Genomic DNA, 21,246 nt, shown 5'->3' with positions numbered 1-21,246 from the left:
CAACGCAACAAAGCTCTCAATACAAAATATCGCGATTTTTGCGATATGCCCTCGTTTCCGAGCGAAGTTTAGCCTATTTGAAACATCGGTTAGCAATGCGCTCGCAAATATCGTTCCCGAAGGAAGTCATATGTCCGCTGCAAGTTCCAAGCCTATCATTGTTTTCGATCTCGACGGCACACTGGTTGAAACAGCACCTGACCTTCTGGATAGCTTAAATCATTGTCTTGCGATTTCAGGTTTGCAAACTGCGGACAAGGATTCCTTGCGCCGGTTCGTAGGACAAGGTGGCCGTGTCATGATCGAGCGCGCCTTTGCTGCGCAACAAAGGCAGGTTGACGATGTGAAACTCGATCATCTGGTCGAAGAGTTCCGTGAACATTATGCAGCTCATATGCCAGGTCATTCGACGTTTTATCCCGGCGTTCTGGAAGCTATGGATCGCTTTAGCGCGAACGGATACACGCTTGCCGTGTGCACGAACAAGTTTGAAGCTCTTTCGATCAAGCTGCTGACTTCAATGGGTGAAGCGCATCGTTTTGCTGCGATTTGTGGCGCCGACACATTTGCCTTCCGAAAGCCTGATCCGCGTCATCTGACGGAAACCATCCTGAAAGCCAACGGAAACCGTGACCTTGCCGTGATGGTTGGAGACAGCCGTACGGACATAGATACCGCCAAGGCTGCAGGTATTCCTGTCGTCGCAGTCGATTTCGGTTATACTGACCTACCGGTCCAGCATTATGAACCGAGCCGCGTCATCTCTCATTATGACGAGTTTACTCTTGAAATGGTTGAACAGCTTTTGGAAGCTGTCGCGGATAGAGTGTGAAGTGAGGTAGCATGATTATGAAGCGACTACTTATACTTACTGCTGTTTTTTCAACAGCATTATCAGCAGGCGCTTTTGCAAACGACCTCTCTCCTACGGGTCTTCCCGGCGTAGAACCACAGAAGCCGATCGTTTCGGCTCCTCCACCTGCGCCGGAACCTAACTCTCAGCCCGCTGGAACATGGAAAAATTTTCGTGTTGGTAATACCGATGTTTCCATTTCCGGCAGCATCTCGGTAGACGTTGGAACTGGGGGCAGCCGCAGCTCGCGACGTTAGAGCACGGTTCTATCTGATTGAATCAAAACGGCGCTCTAATCCAAGGCTGAACGATCCAGGTCTGACCAGACTGCGGGCAACTGATTTGGCAAGTCTTCCGCGATAAGCCCATGCCCAAAACGTCGAGCGGCATCGGCATGAACCCATACGGCAGCGCTTGACGCTTCAAAGGCGGGCATTCCCTGAGATAGCAGCCCACAAACGATGCCAGATAGTACATCACCCGATCCGGCGGTTGCCAGAAACGGCGTTCCATTCGCGTTGATAAGGGCTCGTCCATCAGGCGCGGCGATCACCGTGTCAGGTCCCTTATAAATCAGCACCGCGTGTGCGCGGCTCGCCGCTTTCCGTGCTTTATCAGTCTTGGACAGGCCATTCTCAGCCGCAATATCTGGAAAAATACGCCGAAACTCACCTTCATGTGGTGTGAGGACGAGAGCAGTCTGTGCGCTGCGTTTCGCATTGAAGAGTTGGTCGGGTTTGCTTTCAAATGCGGTAATGCCGTCGGCATCCAGCACCAGTCCTTTTAAATTTTCGGCGCGCCCATCTGCAGCCGCCAACAACATCAAAGCGTTATCACGTGCGAATGAGGGACTGCCGTAGCCCGGACCAAGCACACAGGCAGCGACCTTCCGATCAATCACAAATGCTTCAATATCTTTGATATTGCGTGTTTCTCGCACCATGATGCTCGTCAAATGCGCTGCATTGATTGAAAGAGCATCGGGTGGAGAAAGCAATGTTACCGCCCCGGCGCCACTTCGCGCCGCTGCTATTGCTGACAAGCGTGCAGCGCCAGTTGAATGCGCAGGCCCGGAAAATACTGCCGCATGGCCGCGGCTATATTTATGAGCGTTGGTTGAAAGTGTGGGTAAATGGTTTCGCCACAGCTCAGAAGCATTTTCAAAGGTCCTGGGGCTTATCTTGTCGAGGACATCGTCTGAGATGCCTATATCAGCGACATGAAGTACGCCGCAATGGCTTCGCCCCGGTTGCAAAAGGTGTCCAGGCTTTTTCCGGAAGAATGTTACAGTCGCTCGCGCCTGAATTCCCGTTCCAAAAACCTGCCCGCTTTCGCCAGACACGCCGCTGGGTAAATCTACCGCGAGCACAGGAATATTCGACGTATTGACCGCTTCTATAACGCGAGCCTCTGCCCCTTCCACAGGGCGCACTAAGCCAGCACCATAGATTGCATCAATGACACCGATAAAGTCTGCTGGTACTAACGCGCTTAATTCGCGGACTTCGCCTTGGTACAAGAGAAGCGCACGCATCGCATCGCTTTCCTGACGAGGTTGTGCCGTACCGAAGCAAATGACATCACGTCCAGCTTCGAGCAGAAATTGCGCGGCGACATAGCCGTCGCCTCCATTGTTTCCCGGCCCACAAAGAACCGCGATCGGCCCCTTACCGATAAACATGCGTCGAGCCACATCTGCCACCGCACGACCTGCCGCAAGCATAAGAGAAAAACCGTCATGTCTACCGGCATCAATTGTAAGGCTATCCGCACGTGCCATTTCTTCCGGTGTCAGCAGTTCGAACATGGCACGCTCTTCCCTCAAATTCACCAGGTGATTAATTTCGCAGCAGTTGCATCAATGCAAGATTGATTAACTTCTTGGCAATCTGTCTATTTTTTAGTCACTACTAACGAGATCGAAACCCTGTTTAAAATCTTTCACACAGATCACCTTGTCTAGATGACAATATTAATGCCACTCTGCGACAAAGAAAGTTGGACTTCTGAAATTATTGAAAATGCGCTAGCCTCGACAATAGCGCTCTTTTCAATGGGAACCATACGGCAATTTCGGGAAAATTTACTTGAAAAAGCGTCGAGCTTAAAAAAATTGGCCAGCACGTACCAAGTTGGCACAGTTCATGCTTCTATATCAGCGAAACGGGCACGATGCCCATTTCCGAACAAGAGCGGAGACCATTCTCTGATGAAAAAGATCGAAGCCATCATTAAACCTTTCAAGCTCGATGAAGTGAAGGAAGCCCTTCAGGAAGTTGGTTTGCAGGGAATTACGGTAATTGAAGCCAAGGGCTTCGGCCGTCAGAAAGGCCACACCGAGCTTTATCGCGGTGCGGAATATGTCGTCGATTTTCTTCCCAAGGTGAAAGTCGAAGTCATCGTCGCCGACGAAACCGTCGATGGCGCCATTGAAGCTATTCGCAAGGCAGCCCAGACGGGTCGTATTGGCGACGGTAAGATTTTCGTTTCCAATATCGAAGAAGTTATCCGTATCCGTACCGGTGAATCCGGCGTGGATGCTATCTGATAAAACCAGCCTACCGACCATCGTCGTGCAAACAGGATACTAAAATGACGACTGCCAATGACATTCTGAAACAGATCAAAGACAACGACATCAAGTTTGTTGACCTCCGCTTCACAGACCCAAAGGGCAAGCTGCAGCACGTCACGATGGATATCGGCCTCGTAGACGAAGAAATGTTCGTTGATGGCGTCATGTTTGACGGCTCTTCGATTGCTGGCTGGAAGGCCATCAATGAATCCGACATGGTTCTCATGCCAGATCCGGATACGGCTCATATTGACCCGTTCTTCGCTCAGTCCACGCTGGTAATTCTCTGCGACATTCTTGATCCGATTTCGGGTGAAGCTTATGGCCGCGACCCGCGCACGACTGCAAAGAAGGCTGAAGCCTACATGAAGTCGCTCGGCATCGGCGACACTGTTTACGTCGGTCCTGAAGCTGAATTTTTCGTCTTTGACGATGTGAAGTACAAGGTTGATCCGTTCAACACAGGCTTCAAGCTCGACTCAACTGAACTGCCGTCGAACGACGACACCGACTATGAAACGGGCAACCTCGGTCACCGTCCACGTGTCAAGGGTGGTTACTTCCCTGTTCCGCCAATCGACAGCGCGCAGGATATGCGTTCGGAAATGCTCACCGTTCTGACGGAAATGGGCGTAACCGTCGAAAAGCATCACCACGAAGTAGCTTCGGCTCAGCACGAACTCGGCGTCAAGTTCGACACGCTCGTTCGCAACGCTGACAAGATGCAGATCTACAAGTATGTTGTGCATCAGGTCGCCAATGCTTATGGCAAAACAGCAACCTTCATGCCTAAGCCAGTTTTCGGCGATAACGGTTCGGGCATGCACGTTCACTTTTCGATCTGGAAAGAAGGCAAGCCAACCTTTGCTGGCAACGAATATGCCGGTCTGTCGGAAAACTGCCTGTTCTTCATCGGCGGCGTTATCAAGCACGCCAAGGCTGTGAACGCATTCACCAACCCTTCGACCAACTCCTATAAGCGTCTGGTCCCAGGTTATGAAGCTCCGGTTCTGCTGGCTTACTCGGCTCGCAACCGTTCGGCTTCCTGCCGTATTCCATTCGGTTCGTCGCCGAAGTCGAAGCGTCTTGAAGTTCGCTTCCCAGATCCGGCAGCAAACCCATACCTTTGCTTCGCAGCACTGCTGATGGCTGGTCTTGACGGTATCAAGAACAAGATCCATCCAGGTCAGGCTATGGACAAGGATCTGTACGATCTGCCTGCAAAGGAACTGAAGAAGATCCCAACGGTCTGTGGTTCACTTCGTGAAGCCCTGCAGTCGCTCGACAAGGATCGCGAGTTCCTCAAGGCTGGCGGCGTGTTCGAAGACGATCAGATCGATAGCTTTATCGAACTCAAAATGGCTGAAGTGATGCGTTATGAAACAACGCCGCATCCAGTCGAGTTCGACATGTACTACTCGGTTTAACCAAAACTGTGGATGCCACCATCTGGTTTGGCATCCACCCTGGTTATGCAAGTTACCGAGGGGAACGACGTGCTGAAGCACGCGAAAGAAAACCCGGCGAAAGCCGGGTTTTCTATTATTATCAATATACTATATTCATTATTTGAATAAGAATCAGAGCGCTTGCAACACTCGGGCCGCAACCATCATTTCACTTTTGCGCGTCTTGCGACGAGCCTGCGCTTCAGCATCCTCACCCCAATGCTCAGTCGTCCAGTCTTCATCGATATGCGCGCGTGTCCAACCGTCTTCGACGGATATCTCACCCTTGGCAACTGCCAGCGCGATGAGCGCCGAGCCAGTCAGTGTGGTCATGGTATGAAGCGATGCCAAGGCAATCGGATGCTGGAAATTAGACAGGTGAATACCGTAGGCTGTGATTGCTTCGCGTGATTGCTCCACATGCATCACGCCTTCAGCGAGTGCGAAGCGTGCGCCAAGGCCTTCAGCCCAATCAATCAGCGGGTCCCAATGCTCGGTCTGTCGGGAAACCAGCTCTTTAGGGGTCGCGGCCCGATAGCAGATCATGTCAGTGCCGGCAAAACGCAAGATATCTTCAAAAACGGCCTGCGGGTCTTGCGCAATGCCATCAATGGCCGTGTTTACAAGGCGCGTTGCAGGCATTTTGGATGGATCAATAACTTTTTCCTGCGCGCGAAATTCTTCTGCCACGATTTCGGCAGCCGATGCCGTTGGCAGAAGCAAAACAGCACGCGCCGGAGTTTTGACCGGACGTCCATCGAGATGGACTGTAAAACCGCCTTCAACTTCAGCGACCTCGGCCTTTTCGTAAAAGCGCTTTGGCAACGGCGTACGCATCAGTTCTTGCGAGCGAGCCACTGGGTCTTTTTGGGAAATCGGCATTTCAGATTGAGGATCGCTCAGGGTGTCACGCATAATATTGTCCAGTTCTTTCAGCTATCGTTCGCGGCCTGCTACGAAGCCAACGCATCCATTTCATGCAGGATAGCATGGAGTTCTGAGGGCTTGTTCAGGACATGTTGAGCACCGGCTTCTACGAGCGCGTTACGGTCGTGATAACCCCACGAAACACCCGCAGCCCGCGCTCCCGCTGAACGTGCCATCTGCATATCGTAAATCGCATCCCCGATTACGATTGTTTGATGTGGTTCTATCCCCATTTCAGCGCAAGATTCAAGCACCATGGCAGGATGTGGCTTGGACGGACAATCATCTGCTGTGCGAATGACCAGAAAATGATGTCCAATGCCATGCCGTTCAAACACTGATCGAACGCCGCGTTGAGATTTGCCAGTGACAATCCCGAGCAGAAGATCATCACGGCTGCCGAGCTCTGTGAGAAGCGGCAAGATACCATCATACAGCGGCTCTGAGAAATCTGGCGTCTGACGCAGCCGCACAAAATTTTCCTTGTAGCGCTGCGTGAGCCAACTCACCTGATCATCAACGTCTTTGCCCAGCAATTGCGCAATGGCAAGCGGCAGCGAAAGACCAATGATTGAATGTGTCTGAGCAATTGCAGGCGGCTCCAGTCCTGCATCGACAAAGCTTGCCGCCATACAATGGTGAATCGTGTCACCGCTATCGACAAGCGTGCCGTCACAATCAAAGAGAACGAGTTTCATCGGGCAGCTCCGGCTTTAGCGGGTCGATTGATGATAAGCAGACCCAGCCCGATCAGGGCCAGAGCGGCGAAGATTTTCCAACCCAGATGTTCATTGAGCAAGAGACCACTCAACAGCACACCGAAAGCAGGTGTGAGAAACGCAAAGTTAGACAGTTTGGACGCCGGATAGCGACGCACCATCCAGAACCAAAGTGGATAGGTCACAGCTACCACAAACATTGATTGAAACAGAAATGACAGTACCGAGAGCAAATCCGGATCACGGATCAATGGACCACTCAACGACATGAATGGCAATGGTACCAGTGCTGCCACTGCCAACTGATAAAGAAGTGTCTTTTCGGGTGCAGCACTTGCAAGCTTGGTCCGCTTGATAACGAGCGTTGTCATACCCCACAGCATCCCGGAGATAAGGGCAAGCAGATCGCCATAAACTGCATAGGGACCGGGGCGACTGATGTGATCAGAGAAGACAATAAAAACGCCGAGAAATGCCACACACATTCCAATGAAAGCGCGCATGGACATGCGTTCGCCCAAAAGGAAATGGCTGCCAATAGCCACCCAGAAAGGCATGACGTTCATCATCAACGTGACGCGACCAACACTGGTCAGCTCCATCGCAAGGAAAATCAGGACGAACTCAACACCAAAAAGCAGACCCGCCAGAATTCCGGGCTTCAGCGTTCCGTCACGTCCAAAAAGCGGAATACGCTTCCAGTAGCACCATAGAAAAACACACAGGCCACCCAATGCCGCACGACCTGCGGCCATGAGCATGGGGTTGAAACCGCGATTGCCGATTTTGATAGCAACCTGGTTAAGCCCCCATGTGAACATGATGAACATAACGAGCGCGATCGCCAGTCCATCAAATGACGCCCGGCCTTGAGCCGTCCCTCCGCCCGCACCCGACATTTTTAATCTTCCGCGTTTGCCTCGTCGAAGCCAAGCAAGTTCCACGACTGCACCATGTGCGGCGGCAAAGGTGCCGTCACATCGATGATACCGCCTGCAGGATTGGGAATGCGAATGCGGCGCGCATGCAGATGCAGCTTCTTCTGAATGCCGCCCGGAAATTCCCAGTTCTGATCTGCTTCAAAGTATTTCGGGTCGCCGATGATCGGATGGCCGATATGTGCTGCATGAACACGAAGCTGGTGGGTGCGGCCTGTATAAGGCTCCATCTCCAGCCATGTCAGATTGTTACCGATCTTTTCGATAATCCGATAAAAGGAAACTGCATGATCGGAATCAGGTTCGCCATGCTGGCAAACGCGCATCTTGTCGCCATCCGGCGTCTGCTCTTTTACGAGCCAGGTTGAAATCTTGTCTTCACGCTTGCGCGGAACGCCTTTCACCAATGCCCAATAGGTTTTCTTGGTGTCGCGTTCTCTGAATGATGCAGTCAGCGCCTGTGCTGCGCCGCGCGTGCGTGCCACCACCAGAACACCAGATGTATCACGATCAATGCGGTGCACCAGACGCGGCTTCTCACCGCGCTTGTTGCGCCAGGCTTCAAGCATGCCGTCAACATGGCGGACAAGACCTGAACCGCCCTGCACTGCCAGACCCGCAGGCTTGTTGAAAACAAAAACCTTCGGATCTTCATAGATCAGCATCTGTTTGAGAACATCACCATCCTGCTGACTGCGGATAGTTTTCGCTGTCATTGGTCCAGCGGCCTTTTCGTCGACCTCCAGCGGAGGAATGCGCACCGACTGCCCCCCCTGCAAACGAGTATCAGACTTGGCGCGACCGCCATCAACACGGATCTGACCGGAACGCAGCAATTTTTGCAGGTGTCCGAACCCTAGTCCGGGAAAGTGGACCTTGAACCAGCGATCAAGACGCATACCCGTCTCGTCTGCAGCCACACTCTTCTGTTCAACGCCTGCCATGGAAAAACCCGATCAATACTTTTTTGGGCACGAACCTGCGTGCCTGACTTTTTATGCGTCTTATATCCGAGAGCTCTTTTCGGTCTTTCGAGATGCGCTTTAAATCAGTCAATAGACGCGCCAAGGGCGGATTACTAGGCTAAATTGGGGAAAACAACAATCTGCCGCTGTTTTGATAACGCGAGAACCACCCGCAAAGAATAGGAATGCGGCTATGAATCTTCACGCTCGGTTACATGCATTTTTAATTTATGGTCAATCTTAACACGTATTCGCCACTTCTTGCCTTCATTGCATATTGATAGAACAACGGGACTGCACCATTTAGTCCAGTGAAATAGAACGAGCGGGAGTGCAAAGGTGTCATTGCTCAAAATCTACTGGCGTGCCATGGAATATCTTGCGGCTGAGAAGGCTGCGACGATAACTATGTGTATTGCAAGCGTATTGGTTGCCCTTGTCATGTTGGCCGAACCGATCCTTTTTGGTCGGGTCATTCAGGCTATCTCGGACAAGGGAGATATCGTTACGCAGCTTGCCATGTGGGCCGCACTTGGCGCGTTCAACATTATTGCAGCGGTGTTCGTAGCGCGCGGTGCAGATCGCCTCGCCCATCGTCGCCGTCTTGGCGTAATGATCGACTCCTATGAGCGCATCATCACCATGCCGCTTTCGTGGCACCAGAAGCGCGGCACATCGAACGCGCTGCATACACTGATCCGTGCAACCGACTCCCTCTTCACACTCTGGCTTGAATTCATGCGCCAGCACCTGACCACTGTTGTGGCTCTGGTCGCGCTTATTCCAGTCGCAATGAGCATGGATATGCGTATGTCCATGGTGCTGATCGTGCTTGGTGTCATCTATGTGATGATCGGCCAGCTCGTCATGCGCAAGACTAAAGATGGTCAGGCCGCAGTCGAAAAGCACCACCACAAGCTGTTTGAACATGTCAGCGATACCATCAGCAACGTTTCGGTTGTGCAAAGCTATAACCGTATCGCTTCTGAAACACAGTCGCTGCGCGATTATGCGAAGAATCTCGAAAACGTCCAGTTCCCGGTTCTCAACTGGTGGGCGCTTGCCAGCGGTCTGAACCGCATGGCTTCGACGGTCTCGATGGTTATCGTGCTGCTGCTTGGCGCATATTTCGTGACAAAAGGTCAGATGCGTGTTGGCGACGTGATTGCCTTTATCGGTTTCGCACAGCTTATGATCGGTCGTCTTGATCAGATCAGCGCGTTCATCAACCAGACTGTAACGGCGCGCGCAAAGCTCGAAGAATTCTTCGAAATGGAAGACGCGACCGCTGATCGTCAGGAACCACAGGGTGCAACCGACATTGAAAACGTGAAGGGTGGCATTGTTTTCGACAATGTAACTTTCGAATTCCCGAATTCTGGTCAGGGCGTCTATGACGTTTCCTTCGAGGTCAATCCGGGACAGACTGTAGCTATTGTCGGCCCTACAGGTGCAGGCAAGACAACCCTGATCAATATTCTTCAGCGCGTATTTGATCCTGCCGCGGGTCGTATTCTGATCGACGGCACCGATACACGCACTATCAGCCGCCGCTCACTGCGCCACGCGATTGCAACTGTGTTCCAGGATGCGGGACTGTTTAACCGTTCGGTTGAAGAGAACATCCGTGTCGGCAACGAGAATGCAACGAATGATATGGTCCACGCGGCTGCAAAGGCTGCTGCCGCACACGACTTCATTCTCGCGAAGGGTGACGGTTACGATACTGTTGTTGGTGAACGTGGTTCGCAGCTTTCCGGCGGTGAACGTCAACGTCTCGCTATTGCACGAGCCATCCTCAAGGATTCGCCAATCCTGGTACTTGATGAGGCCACCAGTGCACTTGATGTCGAGACCGAAGAAAAGGTTAAGCAGGCTGTCGATGATCTGAGCCATAACCGCACGACATTCATCATTGCACACCGTCTGTCGACTGTTCGCTCTGCTGATATTGTTCTGTTCATGGATAAGGGACATCTGGTCGAACGTGGTAGCTTCGATGAACTGGCTGCACGCGGTGGCCGTTTCTCCGATCTGCTTCGTGCAGGTGGCCTGCAGCTTGAAGACAAGTCTGAAAAGGTTGAAGACGAAAACAGCAATGTCATGCCTTTCCCGGTCAAGGGTTCGGCTGCCTGATCGAACGTTAGAGCTTGAAACAAAAAAGCCCGCTGCAAATATCGCAGCGGGCTTTTTGTTTTGAATATTATATCTGTGTCTACAGCGGAACTTCAAAGCGTAACCCGTCATAGCCAGGTTCGACATTATCGGGCGTTTCCCGCATGACTGTCTCGTAATCGAGTGGCACGTGCATATGGGTCAGGATCGCCCGCTTTGGTCCGAAAAACTCAATCCATTCGAGCGCTTGCTCAAGTGAAAAGTGGCTGGGATGTGGGCGGTATTGCAGCGCACCGATAATCAACACATCCGCATGACGGATATATTTCAGGCTCTCATCCGGAAAAGCACTAACATCCGTGCAGTAAGCGACGTTGCCGATGCGGAAGCCAAGCGATTCAATATCGCCGTGAACCTGTGTGAATGGCTCAAAACGTATCGGCCCGCCTGCCCCGGTAATCGAAAAAGCTGTTTCAGCAACAATATCGTGCATGGAGAGGATCGGAGGATAGTTCGACCCGGCTGGTGTCTCAAAACAATAGCCAAAGGCGTCGTAAAGCCGGTTACGTGTCAGACGATTGGCATAGACATCCATCAGGCGCCGGTTCTCGACAACATAAGTGCGCAGATCATCAATGCCATGAATATGATCGGCATGCGGATGGGTGTAGACGGCAGCATCCAGCGACGGCACATCGGCATCAATCATCTGCGCTCGGAAATCCGGGCCAGTATCGATAACGACGACCGTACTTCTTCCATTATCGTCGAACCGCTCCACAAGAAGGGCCGCGCGGCGACGCCGGTTCTTTGGATTCTCTGGATCGCAATTGCCCCAATCACCATTGATACGTGGCACGCCGGGGGACGATCCGCACCCCAGAATTGTGAAACGCAAGCAATTGCGGGAAACTGCCACGATGATTATTCCTCAGCCGACTTTAGCGGCTTTGGCATTTTGGAAAAAAGCCGGAAGACGTTTTCGCTTGTGATGTCAGCGATTTCATCACTACTCACACCAATCGTCTCAGCGAGAACAGCGGCCGTGTGCTGCACAAATGACGGCTCATTGCGTTTGCCGCGATGCGGCATCGGCGCGAGATAAGGCGCGTCTGTTTCAACAAGCAAACGGTCACGCGGAACAATGCTTGCAACTTCGCGAATATCAGCAGAGTTCTTGAAAGTCAGAATGCCGGAAAAGGACACATAGCCGCCAAGTTCAACGCCCTTTTCCGCCAATGCACGGCCAGACGAGAAGCAATGCAGGATGAAAGGGAATGCACCCTTCGCGGTTTCGCTTGTCAGAATATCCGCCATATCCTGATCCGCACTGCGCGCATGGATCACGAGCGGTAACTGTGTGCGGCGTGCAGCTTCGATATGCGTGAGAAAGCCCTGACGCTGGGCTTCTGGTGGCGCATAGTCGTAATGATAGTCTAAGCCCGCCTCGCCTATGGCGACGACCTTTGGATGATCCGCCAGTCGCACGAGGTCATCGGCGGTAACGTCGAGTTCCTCATGCGCATTGTTTGGATGAGTCCCAACCGAACAATAGACAGATGGGTAATTCTCTGCGAGTGCGAGGATCGTATCGAACTTGCGCACGCGCGTACAAATCGTGACCATGCGTTCGATGCCAGCATCAAGCGCACGCTGTACAACAGCGTCGCGCTCGGGCTCAAAATCGGCAAAGTCAAGATGACAGTGACTATCGACAAGCATATTCAGCTCAGTTCTGTTCTTCCGCTTCCACAAAGCGCGGGAATACCGGCTGCGGTGCTGGCAGCTCTGCCCCACCGACAAGCGGGCTTGCCGCAACGTCAGAGAACTGACGCTTGTCTGCTGGGATTGCCAGAATATCGAGCAGCTTTTCCGCCGACTGCGGAATAAAAGGCTGCACCATGATGCCAACGCGACGGATCACTTCAGCCGTCACATAAAGCACTGTGCCCATGCGTGCAGGATCGGTCTTGCGCAACGCCCAGGGCTCCTGCCCCGCAAAGTAACGGTTTGCTTCGGCAACGACAGCAAAGATCGCGCCAAGCGCAATATGCAGCGCCTGATCGCCGACCGCCTTGCGTGCAGTTTCCAGTGCGGCATCGGCCTGATCGAGAATGGCCTTATCCGCATCAGAAAACGCGCCAGGAACCGGCACCTTGCCTTCGCAGTTCTTTGCAATCATCGACAATGAACGCTGAGCAAGATTGCCAAGGTCATTGGCAAGATCAGCATTGGTGCGGTTGACAATCGCATCATGGCTGTAGCTGCCATCCTGACCAAACGGAACTTCGCGCATCAGGAAGTAACGCAGCTGATCGAGGCCATAGCGCTCAACCAGTTCAAACGGATCAATGACGTTGCCAAGCGACTTCGACATTTTTTCACCGCGGTTGAACAGGAAACCATGTGCAAACACACGTTTTGGCAGCGGAACACCTGCTGACATCAGGAATGCTGGCCAGTAAACCGCATGAAAGCGCGAAATATCCTTGCCGATGATATGTGCATCGGCAGGCCAATAGCCCCACTTTTCATCTGTCGTATCAGGATATCCGACTGCTGTGATGTAGTTGGTCAGGGCGTCAACCCAGACATACATGACGTGCTTTTCATCGCCGGGAACAGGGATACCCCAGTCAAATGTTGTGCGGGAAATCGACAGGTCCTTAAGACCGGATTTCACAAAGCTCACGATCTCATTGCGACGTTCCGCCGGCATCACGAAACCAGGATTATTCTCATAAAGCTCGAGAAGCCTGTCCTGATAGTTTGACAGACGGAAGAAGTAGCTTTCTTCTTCAACCCATTCGACAGGTGTGCCCTGAGGACCGTAGCGAACATTATCCGCACGGACTTCAGTTTCCTCTTCGCCATAATAAGCTTCGTCACGAACAGAGTACCAGCCCGCATAACCGCCCTTGTAAATATCGCCATTGGCAGCCATTGCCTGCCAGATCGCCTGACTAGCCTTGTAGTGGCGCTCTTCAGATGTGCGGATATAATCGTCGTGCGAGCTGTTCAAAAACTCGCCCATACGCTGGAAAGCTGCTGTGTTGCGATCTGCAAGTTCGCGGGGCGTAATGCCTTCCTTGCGCGCACTCTGCAACATCTTGATGCCGTGTTCGTCCGAGCCGGTCAGGAAGTGAACATCCTTGCCATCCAGACGCTGGAAACGCGCCATGGCATCAGTCGCAATCAATTCATAAGCATGACCGATATGCGGCTTGCCATTGGGGTAAGCGATTGCGGTGGTGATATAGAATTTTTCGCGGCTCATCAGAAATCCGGCTTCTTCAAGTGTGATGTTTAAAAAACGTTAGCGGTGACATAACGCAACTAAGTCTGCATGTCACGTAAGCGGAGGCATGCCAGATCGAAAAGCGCGATGCGTTTTTTCCAAAAGGATCATAACGGCCTGCTTCCGGTCGAGATTGTAGGTCTCGGCATTAGAAATTTCGCGAACGAGTTCGCTCCAATAGCGTGACCACTGGTCAGCTTCACGCAACTGACCCGAATCTGCAAAGCGACGAGCTTCATCGGCGATACGGCTCAACAGATAGTCGCGGAACAGTTCATACTGAACTTCCGCCTCGCGACCATTCAGGACACCAGAAAGCGTCTGGGCCTTTGGAAGATCAAAAATCTGCCCCTGCAGAATGGCATCTACAGTATTGGAGATTTCGAGGCCGCCATGGGCAACCAGAAGCAGTGCCTTGCGTACACTGCCTTCCGAACGCGTGAGAAGTGATTGTGTGATGCCGTCCGCATCAAGCCCGACACTCGGACCAATATGTGCCAATGCATCCATTAGCGCATCCTTTCCGAGCGGTTTGAACTGTATGCTCTGGCAGCGCGAACGGATCGTCGGCAAAAGCCGTCCCGATGAATGCGAGATCAGAATGAACATCGCTCGCGCTGGCGGCTCTTCCAGGGTCTTAAGAAGTGCATTTGCGGCATTGCGGTTCATGTCGTCCGCAGGGTCGACAATCACAATGCGCCATGCCCCGTCCGATGCCGTGCGGGTCAGAAAATGAGTGACACGGCGAATTTCCTCGACAGGAATACCTGTCTTGAACTTGCCTGTCTTCTGGTCGAAAGGTCGATTGATATGCAGCACAGCCGGATGCATACCGCCTGCGATTTGTCGCCAAAGTGGTTTGCTGAAATCCGGAGCAGCGATTGTTTCTGGCGCCAGAGTTCGACCACCATTGGCAAGCATGTGACCGGCCAGATGAAACGCCAGCGTTGCCTTGCCAATACCCTGAGCACCTTCAAAAAGCAGCGCATGATGCATACGGCCTTCACGATAGGCCTGCGCCAAGAAAGCCGCTATTTCTTCATGTCCGGTGACATAACCACTTGCTGAAGGTTCAGCGATGCCTTCAATGGAATCGTGCGCTTTAGGGACATCGAGTTCTTCGATCACAGAAGTCCCCTTTTCTTCAAAATTTCGTCTGTGATACCAACGATATCCGCTGATATCGCGTCTTGAGACCGGTCGGCATCCACCACCTTGCAACGATCCGGCTCTGCTCCAGCGATTGCAAGAAACGCCTGACGCCGGGCTTCATGCACAGCAATAGCCTCTTTCTCGAAACGATCGGCAACGTCCGCACCTCGACGCTTGAGGGCGCGTGAGAGCCCTTTTTCTGCCGGTATATCAAGAATAATCGTGAGGTCGGGCATGGCACCATCGATAGCAATACGTTCGATGGCTGCCATATAGGTTGCATCAAGATTTCCAGTAACGCCCTGATAGGCACGGCTCGAATCGATGAAGCGGTCGCAAAGAACAACCCGGCCTTCTTCCAGTGCGGGGCGGATCAGCTGATCTACGTGATCGGCGCGGGCAGCCGCGAAAAGCAACGCCTCCATCGCCGGACCATAGCTCTCTGCATTACCACTGAGAATCACATGCCGAACAGCTTCAGCCCCTGCGGAACCACCGGGTTCACGTGTTATCAATGGATCAAAACCAAGGCTGCGAAGATGCTCCGCGAGCAAGGCGATCTGGGTCGATTTACCCGCACCCTCCCCACCCTCGAATGTAATAAACAATCCGGTCACACTGGCTTCCGCAAAATTGAGTTCAGCTTAAAACAAGCTCTGTCTTGTTTATCGGCGTTTGCGCGTGAGGTCGAGGAGGGTTTAGAGATATTTCCTCAGCCAGCCCGTGGAGAGCTCCAGCGCCGCCCCCATCGCCCGCTGAGAAAGACTGCCAACAGGAACAGATTGTGCCGTATAGAGTGGCATCTGCTGCACGACATTGCCGTTGAGTTCAAACAGCAGGATTCCCACTTGCATCTCTGCCTCAATAGGCGCGTTCAATGGCCCCTCATAGGAAATGCGGGCCCTAAGCTTGTCGCGCCCCTCTTTTGGAAGCAGCAGTTCAACGCCGTCTTTGACTTTCAGCGCAACACTTGAGGCCGAGCCGCCGAAAACCTGTGCCGCACCAATCTCTTCATTAGCCGCATAAATACTAACAGTATCGAAAGAAGTCATGCCCCACTGGATTAGCTTTTTCGCTTCTTCTTCACGTTCCTTGATGCTCGTCAAACCGCTCATTGCAAGAAACAGTCTGCGTCCATTCTGCTCTGCCGACCCAACCAGAGCATAACCGGATGCTTCGGTGTAGCCAGTTCCCATACCATCCGCACCAATATCGAGCCGCAAAAGCGGATTGCGATTGCGTTGCATGATCTTGTTCCAGGTGAAGGCTGGCTGAGCGTAATATTGGTATCGTTCAGGATGCGCACTATGAATATGGCGTGCAAGCTTTATGAGATCAGACAGCGTTACCGTTTGCCCTGTGGCGGGGAGTCCGGTTGCATTTACGAAATTCGAGCCGGTAAGTCCCAACTCTCTCGCACGCTCATTCATCTTTTGCGCAAAAGCCACCTCGCTGCCAGACATTCCCTCTGCAAGAACAATTGCACCGTCGTTTGCAGCCTGCACAATCATACCTTGCAGCAAATCTGCGACCGTTGGTGTCGATTTAATCCGGGCAAACATCGTTGAAGTACCGGAAGGAGCGCCACCTGTTCGCCACGCATATTCAGTAACGGGATATGTTGTCTCGAGTGTCGTCTCGCCTTTTTCAAGTGCTTCAAAAACGACTTCAGCCGTCATCAGCTTGGCAAGAGATGCTGGCGGAACTTTCATGTCCGGGTTTTTCGATAGAAGAACCGTACCGCTCTTATCGTCCATTAAAAGGACTTGAGGAGCTTTCGTAGCGAACGCCGCCTGCACAGTCTGCGCATAGGCCGGTGCGGTCATTGAAACTATAACAGAAATTGCTGCTGCAAGCTTTCTGCTGTTTGAAAAATGCCCCATGATACACCCGTCCGCTTAGATCAATTCCTGTTAAGATTTAATCGTTGGAACTGCTCTATCTCATTGTATTAAAACATTTTGCTGAAAATGCTTTAAACTTCCGACGAGCCCAGACAGGCTTTCCCGCTAAAATCAGTCGGCACGCACGACAAAGGCGTCGGTCGCTCCAGCCTTCCATGCAGCGCGAAGCAGGTCGTCATTATTGCCCTTTTCGGCAAAAGCCGTCAGCTCGTACACGTCGCCCTGCTCTGTCGGCATCTTTGTGCGTGTCACGCGCGCAGAGCGCGGCAGAGATTTCTCGAGGCTGATCACGTCTTCCAGCGAGTTGAACACACCGAGTTCGACATATTCGCGCTGGTCTTCGGCGTTTCTGCGCTTCCAGGCGTCGGAAACTGCACTTGCGGTCAGGATGCTGCCATATGTGCGTTCTTCTGCGAAAGCAGACGCTGCCATACGGTCAGAAGCATAGCCAAGACCACCAATACGAGTTGCAGTGGCAACACCAAAGCTCCCAGCCGGACGCTGTGACGGAACTGGTACATTAGCAGGAAGCAAAGGCATCTCGCCGTCGCCATAAGCAGAATTGACTTCAAATGGCGATGACTGTGGAACCGGCATTGCCGCGATCCCCGCTGGTGTCGGGGTGGGCGCGTTCATAGCCATCATAACGCCCGTTGCCGGTTGACCGATAGGATCGCTATCGCCCGAACGATAAGAAGCCAACAGATAAGCATCGTCATGGCCGTCCAGCGGTGCGCGGCCGACATATTCAACTTTCACACTAGCGGTGCCATGATGCTGATAATCCAGCATTTCCGCTGCCTTTTGAGAAAGATCGATCACGCGATCACGTTCAAACGGACCGCGATCATTTACACGAACGATAACCGAACTGCCGTTGGCTGTGTTCGTCACACGCGCATAACTTGGAAGCGGCATCGTTGGGTGCGCTGCCGTCAGATGCGTCATGTCGTAAATTTCACCGTTGGCTGTCAGGCGCCCATGAAAAGCGCTGCCATACCAGGACGCGCGGCCGGTCGACGCATATTTCTTGTCTTCTTTGGGATAATACCAGCGCCCCTTGACCTGATAAGGCTTGCCGGTCTGATCACGCCCGCCACCACGTGGCAAAGGCTTGCCCTGAACGTTCGTTACGCGCGGACTGGCTTTCACACCATACTTGGATTCAGCGAAATATTCTTTCGGGTGCTTTTTCTTCGATTTCGGCTGTGGGGCGCTTGCGCAACCTGCCAAAACCACGGCCAGCGCCATGAACGTCAACATTGCAGTCGATCCGCGCTTTTCGCGCATCATCGATAGCTCTGTATTCTTAGCACGGTTTCGCCACCCGGTTGAACTCATACGCCACACGCTCGCAATACACTGACTATGACCGTAAGACCGATCGTATCTTTTAGAAATTATTGATGTCACTGAATTATTGACGGATCATTAAAGTTTTCGCAAATCCACTAAAATGAGTCGGCTGAAGCAGTTGCAAACATAACCTCATATGGGAACCAATTTCCCGCCAGATCGTTGAAATTACAACATGAAGGAGAGACAATATGTTCCGTGCACTAATCCTTTGGCTTCTCGGTGTGCCATTCATCGCTGTTCTGTTTATCTGGTACTTTTTCTTCTGATGATGGAACGATTGGGCGCCTCGCCCGTTTCATCTACGGCTCCTATGACCTCCGAGCCAAGTCACCTAACGTCATGAATTGGGCCCGTTCTCTTAAGAGCGGGCCATTTTTTATGTCTGATATTAATATGAGGATGGCCGGTAAGTACTGATAACTTCCCGGTGGAGGCGAAAATGGGCTGGTGTCCAGGTTGACAACTCACCGTCAGTATTTACAGGCCGCGGCTTCTTCGTGCGAATAACAACTTCTGTCGTGGGAAATGCACGAACATCGTCCCATTTCGATTGCGTTCCCTGGCGCAGACTAGGCAGCAAACGCAACAGTTTCCACCAATGGTCGACTTCGAGGCTGTAAAAATCGAGCTTGCCGTCATCGATGGCGGCATCTTTTTCAACGGCCATACCGCCACCGTAAAACTTACCATTTCCAACCGAGACCTGAAGTGTCTTTATCTGTTCCGTAATGCCATCATGTTCGAGATAGGCTGTAAACAATTCCGAACGCATCAGAATGCGGCCTGCCGCGATGGCGTAGCCCAGTTTGCCCCACTTCTTTTTGGCTTCTGCGCTGAGTTTCTGTGCGAGTTCAGCACTAAAGCCAATGCTGGCCACATTAAAATAAAGATGGCCGTTCACTTCACCCAGATCGATAGGATGCTGCTCATATGTCAGCAGCTGCCGCGTTGCCTGTGTCGGATCGGCAGGAATACCGATTGTGCGGGCAAAATCGTTTGCCGTACCGAGCGGCAATATTGCCAATGGCACCTTCGTTTCGACGAGCCCCGGTGCGGCCGCATTCAATGTACCATCGCCACCGCCGACAATTACCAGATCTACGCCACTGTTGGCGCGGATGACGTCAGAAATGGTTTCGTCCCCCTGCGCCGTCTTCTCAAGGAGGGAAATGCCGCCGTGCTCCAATATCCCACGCATGTCGGCATTGAACCCTTTGCCATTGCGGGCATTCGGATTGACGATCAGCAATGCTCGGCGCTTGGGGGACTTGGCCATTGGTACCTGCTGGGAATTCTCGTTTGAAATATTGAGTATCGCAAATGGCGACGGATTCACGGATATCAATGGGAAGCGTAATGAAATCTTCTTACGCCCTTTAATGATTGAACCGGACGTCAATGAACTTGGGAGCGAAATGCCGGTAATTCTGACAAGAAGGCTTTTGATCGGAGGGCATAAAACCGGCATTCATCCTGCCCCGAAACAGCACCACATTTTTTCGGAATACATGTCACAACCGACACTGGCGTGAAGCAGCATGTCTTGCTACGATAGAGCAATACCGGGCGGGTATGATGTAATGGTAGCCTGTCAGCTTCCCAAGCTGAATGCGCGGGTTCGATTCCCGCTACCCGCTCCATTGTTTTTGAGTACGACACAGACGGAGATCATTATGGCGCGACAGGCGTTGGCTCTCAGCACCCTCTCCCTGCTTCTCATCGCCACCAGTTCACATGCAGCGCTTGCGCCGAACTACCAACGCGCGAAAGAGCTCAACGCCGTTATTGAGGCTGCTGCCGCCGCATTAACTCAGCACCCCATAAGCAAGGTCATCTACCAAAAGCAAGATCAGTATCAGGTCATTGCAGGCCCTTGCTCCCTCAGAGCGACCATTGTCTCCAAGCCTATGAAAGGCGGAATGGTGGGACCGCGCCAATTCGAGGTAAAGCTCAGTCAATCGCGCTGCCGATAGAGCGCATCACGATCAATTTAAGTTAGCAATTGCTTGCATTTTCTCGGCATCTTTGGCTTCATGAGTTTGTTGAATAGAAAACTCATATTTGGAGACACTGATGGCGGAACCTAGCTCGCTCAATAAGTATCAACCCTATGCCATTGGCATCCTGCGTATCGTGACTGCGCTGCTCTATTTCGAGCACGGCACACAGAAGGCGTTCAGCTTCCCAATCGCAGGCCCTGATAGCCTGTCTGCTATTCAGCTTGCATCGGCTCTGCTGGAAATCGTGGGTGGCGCGTTGATTTTCCTGGGCTGGTTCACACGTCCGGTTGCCTTCATCCTTTCAGGCCATATGGCCTTTGCTTACTTCATGGCTCACTTCCCGAAGAGCTTCTTCCCTGTCGCCAATGGCGGTGACGCATCCATTCTCTTCTGCTTCGTCTTCCTGACACTGGTAGCGACCGGCGCCGGAGCCTTTTCCGTCGACAATCGTAATCGTTAGAACGCCTTTTGATCTGACAGACGCAGATCACATACAGTTTTCTTGTATGTGATCTGCACAATCTCGATGATCATAGAATGAAGATACTTTTGTTCGCCTTGGCCATATTGGCCTTCCTTGTGTTTGGCTGCTTTTTGCAGACACACTTTGGCGCGTGGCAATAAGCGACCCTTAGCGAAACAGCGCCTTGATATATGCGTTTCCGGCCTTACCTAGAAACTGTATCAATCAAAGGGAGTTCTTCATGCGTACCGTGCTCGCAGCCATTCTTTTAACCGCAACGTCTGTTGGCGCGTTCGCCGCCGCTCCAGAAGGTGCCAAACTCTCCGAAATTATCGCCAAAATCGAGCAAACGGCAGACGTTCAATACATCGACGAAGTCGACTGGAATGATCGCGGCTACTATGAAATCGAATATTTCATGAAAAATGGTGCAAAGGTCGAAATCAAGATCGATCCGAAAACAGGCGAATCCATCAGGTAGCGGCGAATCTAATTCAAGCGGCGCAGATTTTTGTGGCGCCGCTTTTCTC

21 protein-coding genes and 1 tRNA gene are annotated in these 21,246 nt (G+C 52.3%); 9 read left to right on the top strand and 13 right to left on the bottom strand.

Annotation, left to right across the window (positions count from 1 at the left end; translation table 11 throughout):
* Positions 1 to 130 precede the first annotated feature (130 nt).
* Positions 131 to 832, top strand: a complete 702-nt coding sequence (locus CEV32_RS11245; protein WP_094577204.1) for an HAD family hydrolase — start codon at positions 131 to 133, stop codon at positions 830 to 832.
* 313 nt (positions 833 to 1,145) lie between these two features.
* Here CEV32_RS11245 and CEV32_RS11235 read toward each other — a convergent pair whose 3' ends face one another.
* Positions 1,146 to 2,660: an NAD(P)H-hydrate dehydratase gene (locus CEV32_RS11235; RefSeq protein WP_094577202.1), complete on the bottom strand. Its 1,515-nt coding sequence runs from the start codon at positions 2,658 to 2,660 to the stop codon at positions 1,146 to 1,148.
* A 402-nt stretch (positions 2,661 to 3,062) separates the two neighbouring features.
* On the opposite strand from CEV32_RS11235, the gene CEV32_RS11230 reads away from it, so the two are divergent.
* Both CEV32_RS11230 and glnA read left to right on the top strand, forming a co-directional pair.
* Positions 3,063 to 3,401 (top strand): P-II family nitrogen regulator, encoded by a 339-nt coding sequence (locus CEV32_RS11230; RefSeq protein WP_007874909.1) that lies wholly within the window; start codon positions 3,063 to 3,065, stop codon positions 3,399 to 3,401.
* Positions 3,402 to 3,445: 44 nt separating this feature from the next.
* Positions 3,446 to 4,855 (top strand): type I glutamate--ammonia ligase, encoded by a 1,410-nt coding sequence (glnA, locus tag CEV32_RS11225; protein WP_094577201.1) that lies wholly within the window; start codon positions 3,446 to 3,448, stop codon positions 4,853 to 4,855.
* 153 nt (positions 4,856 to 5,008) lie between these two features.
* On the opposite strand, the gene CEV32_RS11220 is transcribed toward glnA, so the two are convergent.
* Genes CEV32_RS11220 through CEV32_RS11205 form a run of 4 tightly spaced genes read right to left on the bottom strand, consistent with a single transcriptional unit; the run spans position 5,009 to position 8,404 of the window.
* Positions 5,009 to 5,791 carry an ATP12 family chaperone protein gene (locus tag CEV32_RS11220; protein WP_094577200.1) on the bottom strand — a complete coding sequence of 261 codons (783 nt, stop codon included), beginning with the start codon at positions 5,789 to 5,791 and terminating at the stop codon, positions 5,009 to 5,011.
* Positions 5,792 to 5,829: 38 nt separating this feature from the next.
* Positions 5,830 to 6,501, bottom strand: a complete 672-nt coding sequence (locus tag CEV32_RS11215) for an HAD-IA family hydrolase (protein ID WP_094577199.1) — start codon at positions 6,499 to 6,501, stop codon at positions 5,830 to 5,832.
* Positions 6,498 to 7,421 carry a DMT family transporter gene (locus CEV32_RS11210; RefSeq protein ID WP_094577198.1) on the bottom strand — a complete coding sequence of 308 codons (924 nt, stop codon included), beginning with the start codon at positions 7,419 to 7,421 and terminating at the stop codon, positions 6,498 to 6,500. The genes CEV32_RS11215 and CEV32_RS11210 overlap by 4 nt, the downstream gene beginning before the upstream one ends.
* 2 nt (positions 7,422 to 7,423) lie before the next feature.
* Positions 7,424 to 8,404, bottom strand: a complete 981-nt coding sequence (locus CEV32_RS11205) for an RluA family pseudouridine synthase (RefSeq protein WP_094577197.1) — start codon at positions 8,402 to 8,404, stop codon at positions 7,424 to 7,426.
* A 360-nt stretch (positions 8,405 to 8,764) separates the two neighbouring features.
* Between CEV32_RS11205 and CEV32_RS11200 the strand changes: the two genes are divergently transcribed.
* A complete protein-coding gene (locus CEV32_RS11200) occupies positions 8,765 to 10,561 on the top strand; it encodes a glucan ABC transporter ATP-binding protein/ permease (protein ID WP_094577196.1) in 1,797 nt (598 codons plus the stop codon).
* Between the two features lie 79 nt (positions 10,562 to 10,640).
* Here CEV32_RS11200 and CEV32_RS11195 read toward each other — a convergent pair whose 3' ends face one another.
* The 8 genes from CEV32_RS11195 to CEV32_RS11160 form a co-directional block, all read right to left on the bottom strand.
* Positions 10,641 to 11,459: an MBL fold metallo-hydrolase gene (locus tag CEV32_RS11195; protein ID WP_094577195.1), complete on the bottom strand. Its 819-nt coding sequence runs from the start codon at positions 11,457 to 11,459 to the stop codon at positions 10,641 to 10,643.
* Positions 11,460 to 11,464: 5 nt separating this feature from the next.
* Positions 11,465 to 12,262: a TatD family hydrolase gene (locus tag CEV32_RS11190; RefSeq protein ID WP_094577194.1), complete on the bottom strand. Its 798-nt coding sequence runs from the start codon at positions 12,260 to 12,262 to the stop codon at positions 11,465 to 11,467.
* A 7-nt stretch (positions 12,263 to 12,269) separates the two neighbouring features.
* A complete protein-coding gene (gene metG, locus CEV32_RS11185) occupies positions 12,270 to 13,817 on the bottom strand; it encodes a methionine--tRNA ligase (protein WP_094577193.1) in 1,548 nt (515 codons plus the stop codon).
* Between the two features lie 72 nt (positions 13,818 to 13,889).
* A complete protein-coding gene (locus tag CEV32_RS11180) occupies positions 13,890 to 14,966 on the bottom strand; it encodes a DNA polymerase III subunit delta' (protein ID WP_094577192.1) in 1,077 nt (358 codons plus the stop codon).
* Positions 14,963 to 15,607, bottom strand: coding sequence for a dTMP kinase (tmk, locus tag CEV32_RS11175; RefSeq protein WP_094577191.1), 645 nt, complete (start codon positions 15,605 to 15,607; stop codon positions 14,963 to 14,965). Before tmk ends, CEV32_RS11180 begins: the two co-directional genes overlap by 4 nt.
* An 81-nt stretch (positions 15,608 to 15,688) precedes the next feature.
* A complete protein-coding gene (locus tag CEV32_RS11170) occupies positions 15,689 to 16,873 on the bottom strand; it encodes a D-alanyl-D-alanine carboxypeptidase family protein (RefSeq protein ID WP_094577190.1) in 1,185 nt (394 codons plus the stop codon).
* A 132-nt stretch (positions 16,874 to 17,005) separates the two neighbouring features.
* On the bottom strand, positions 17,006 to 18,235 hold the full coding sequence (locus CEV32_RS11165) for a septal ring lytic transglycosylase RlpA family protein (protein WP_094577189.1): 1,230 nt from the start codon (positions 18,233 to 18,235) through the stop codon (positions 17,006 to 17,008).
* Between the two features lie 406 nt (positions 18,236 to 18,641).
* Entirely contained in the window at positions 18,642 to 19,529 is an 888-nt protein-coding gene (locus CEV32_RS11160) for a lipid kinase (RefSeq protein WP_094577188.1), read from the bottom strand.
* Between CEV32_RS11160 and CEV32_RS11155 the strand changes: the two genes are divergently transcribed.
* The 5 genes from CEV32_RS11155 to CEV32_RS11135 all read left to right on the top strand — a co-directional run bounded on the left by CEV32_RS11155 (position 19,522) and on the right by CEV32_RS11135 (position 21,197).
* A complete protein-coding gene (locus CEV32_RS11155; protein ID WP_094577187.1) occupies positions 19,522 to 19,785 on the top strand; it encodes a hypothetical protein in 264 nt (87 codons plus the stop codon). The two genes, CEV32_RS11160 and CEV32_RS11155, sit on opposite strands and share 8 nt — an antisense overlap.
* A gap of 34 nt (positions 19,786 to 19,819) precedes the next feature.
* Positions 19,820 to 19,893 (top strand) — tRNA-Gly (locus CEV32_RS11150).
* 33 nt (positions 19,894 to 19,926) lie between these two features.
* The gene (locus tag CEV32_RS11145) at positions 19,927 to 20,226 is read left to right on the top strand and encodes a hypothetical protein (RefSeq protein WP_094577186.1); all 300 of its coding nucleotides are present in this window, start codon (positions 19,927 to 19,929) and stop codon (positions 20,224 to 20,226) included.
* 100 nt (positions 20,227 to 20,326) lie between these two features.
* Complete coding sequence (locus CEV32_RS11140) at positions 20,327 to 20,713, top strand: DoxX family protein (protein WP_094577185.1); 387 nt, start codon at positions 20,327 to 20,329, stop codon at positions 20,711 to 20,713.
* A 244-nt stretch (positions 20,714 to 20,957) separates the two neighbouring features.
* Complete coding sequence (locus CEV32_RS11135) at positions 20,958 to 21,197, top strand: PepSY domain-containing protein (protein ID WP_094577184.1); 240 nt, start codon at positions 20,958 to 20,960, stop codon at positions 21,195 to 21,197.
* The last annotated feature ends 49 nt before the right edge of the window (positions 21,198 to 21,246 follow it).

The sequence above is a fragment of the Brucella rhizosphaerae genome (genome assembly GCF_002252475.1).
Taxonomy (GTDB): domain Bacteria; phylum Pseudomonadota; class Alphaproteobacteria; order Rhizobiales; family Rhizobiaceae; genus Brucella; species Brucella rhizosphaerae.
This window is presented reverse-complemented; position numbering and strand designations above follow the sequence as displayed.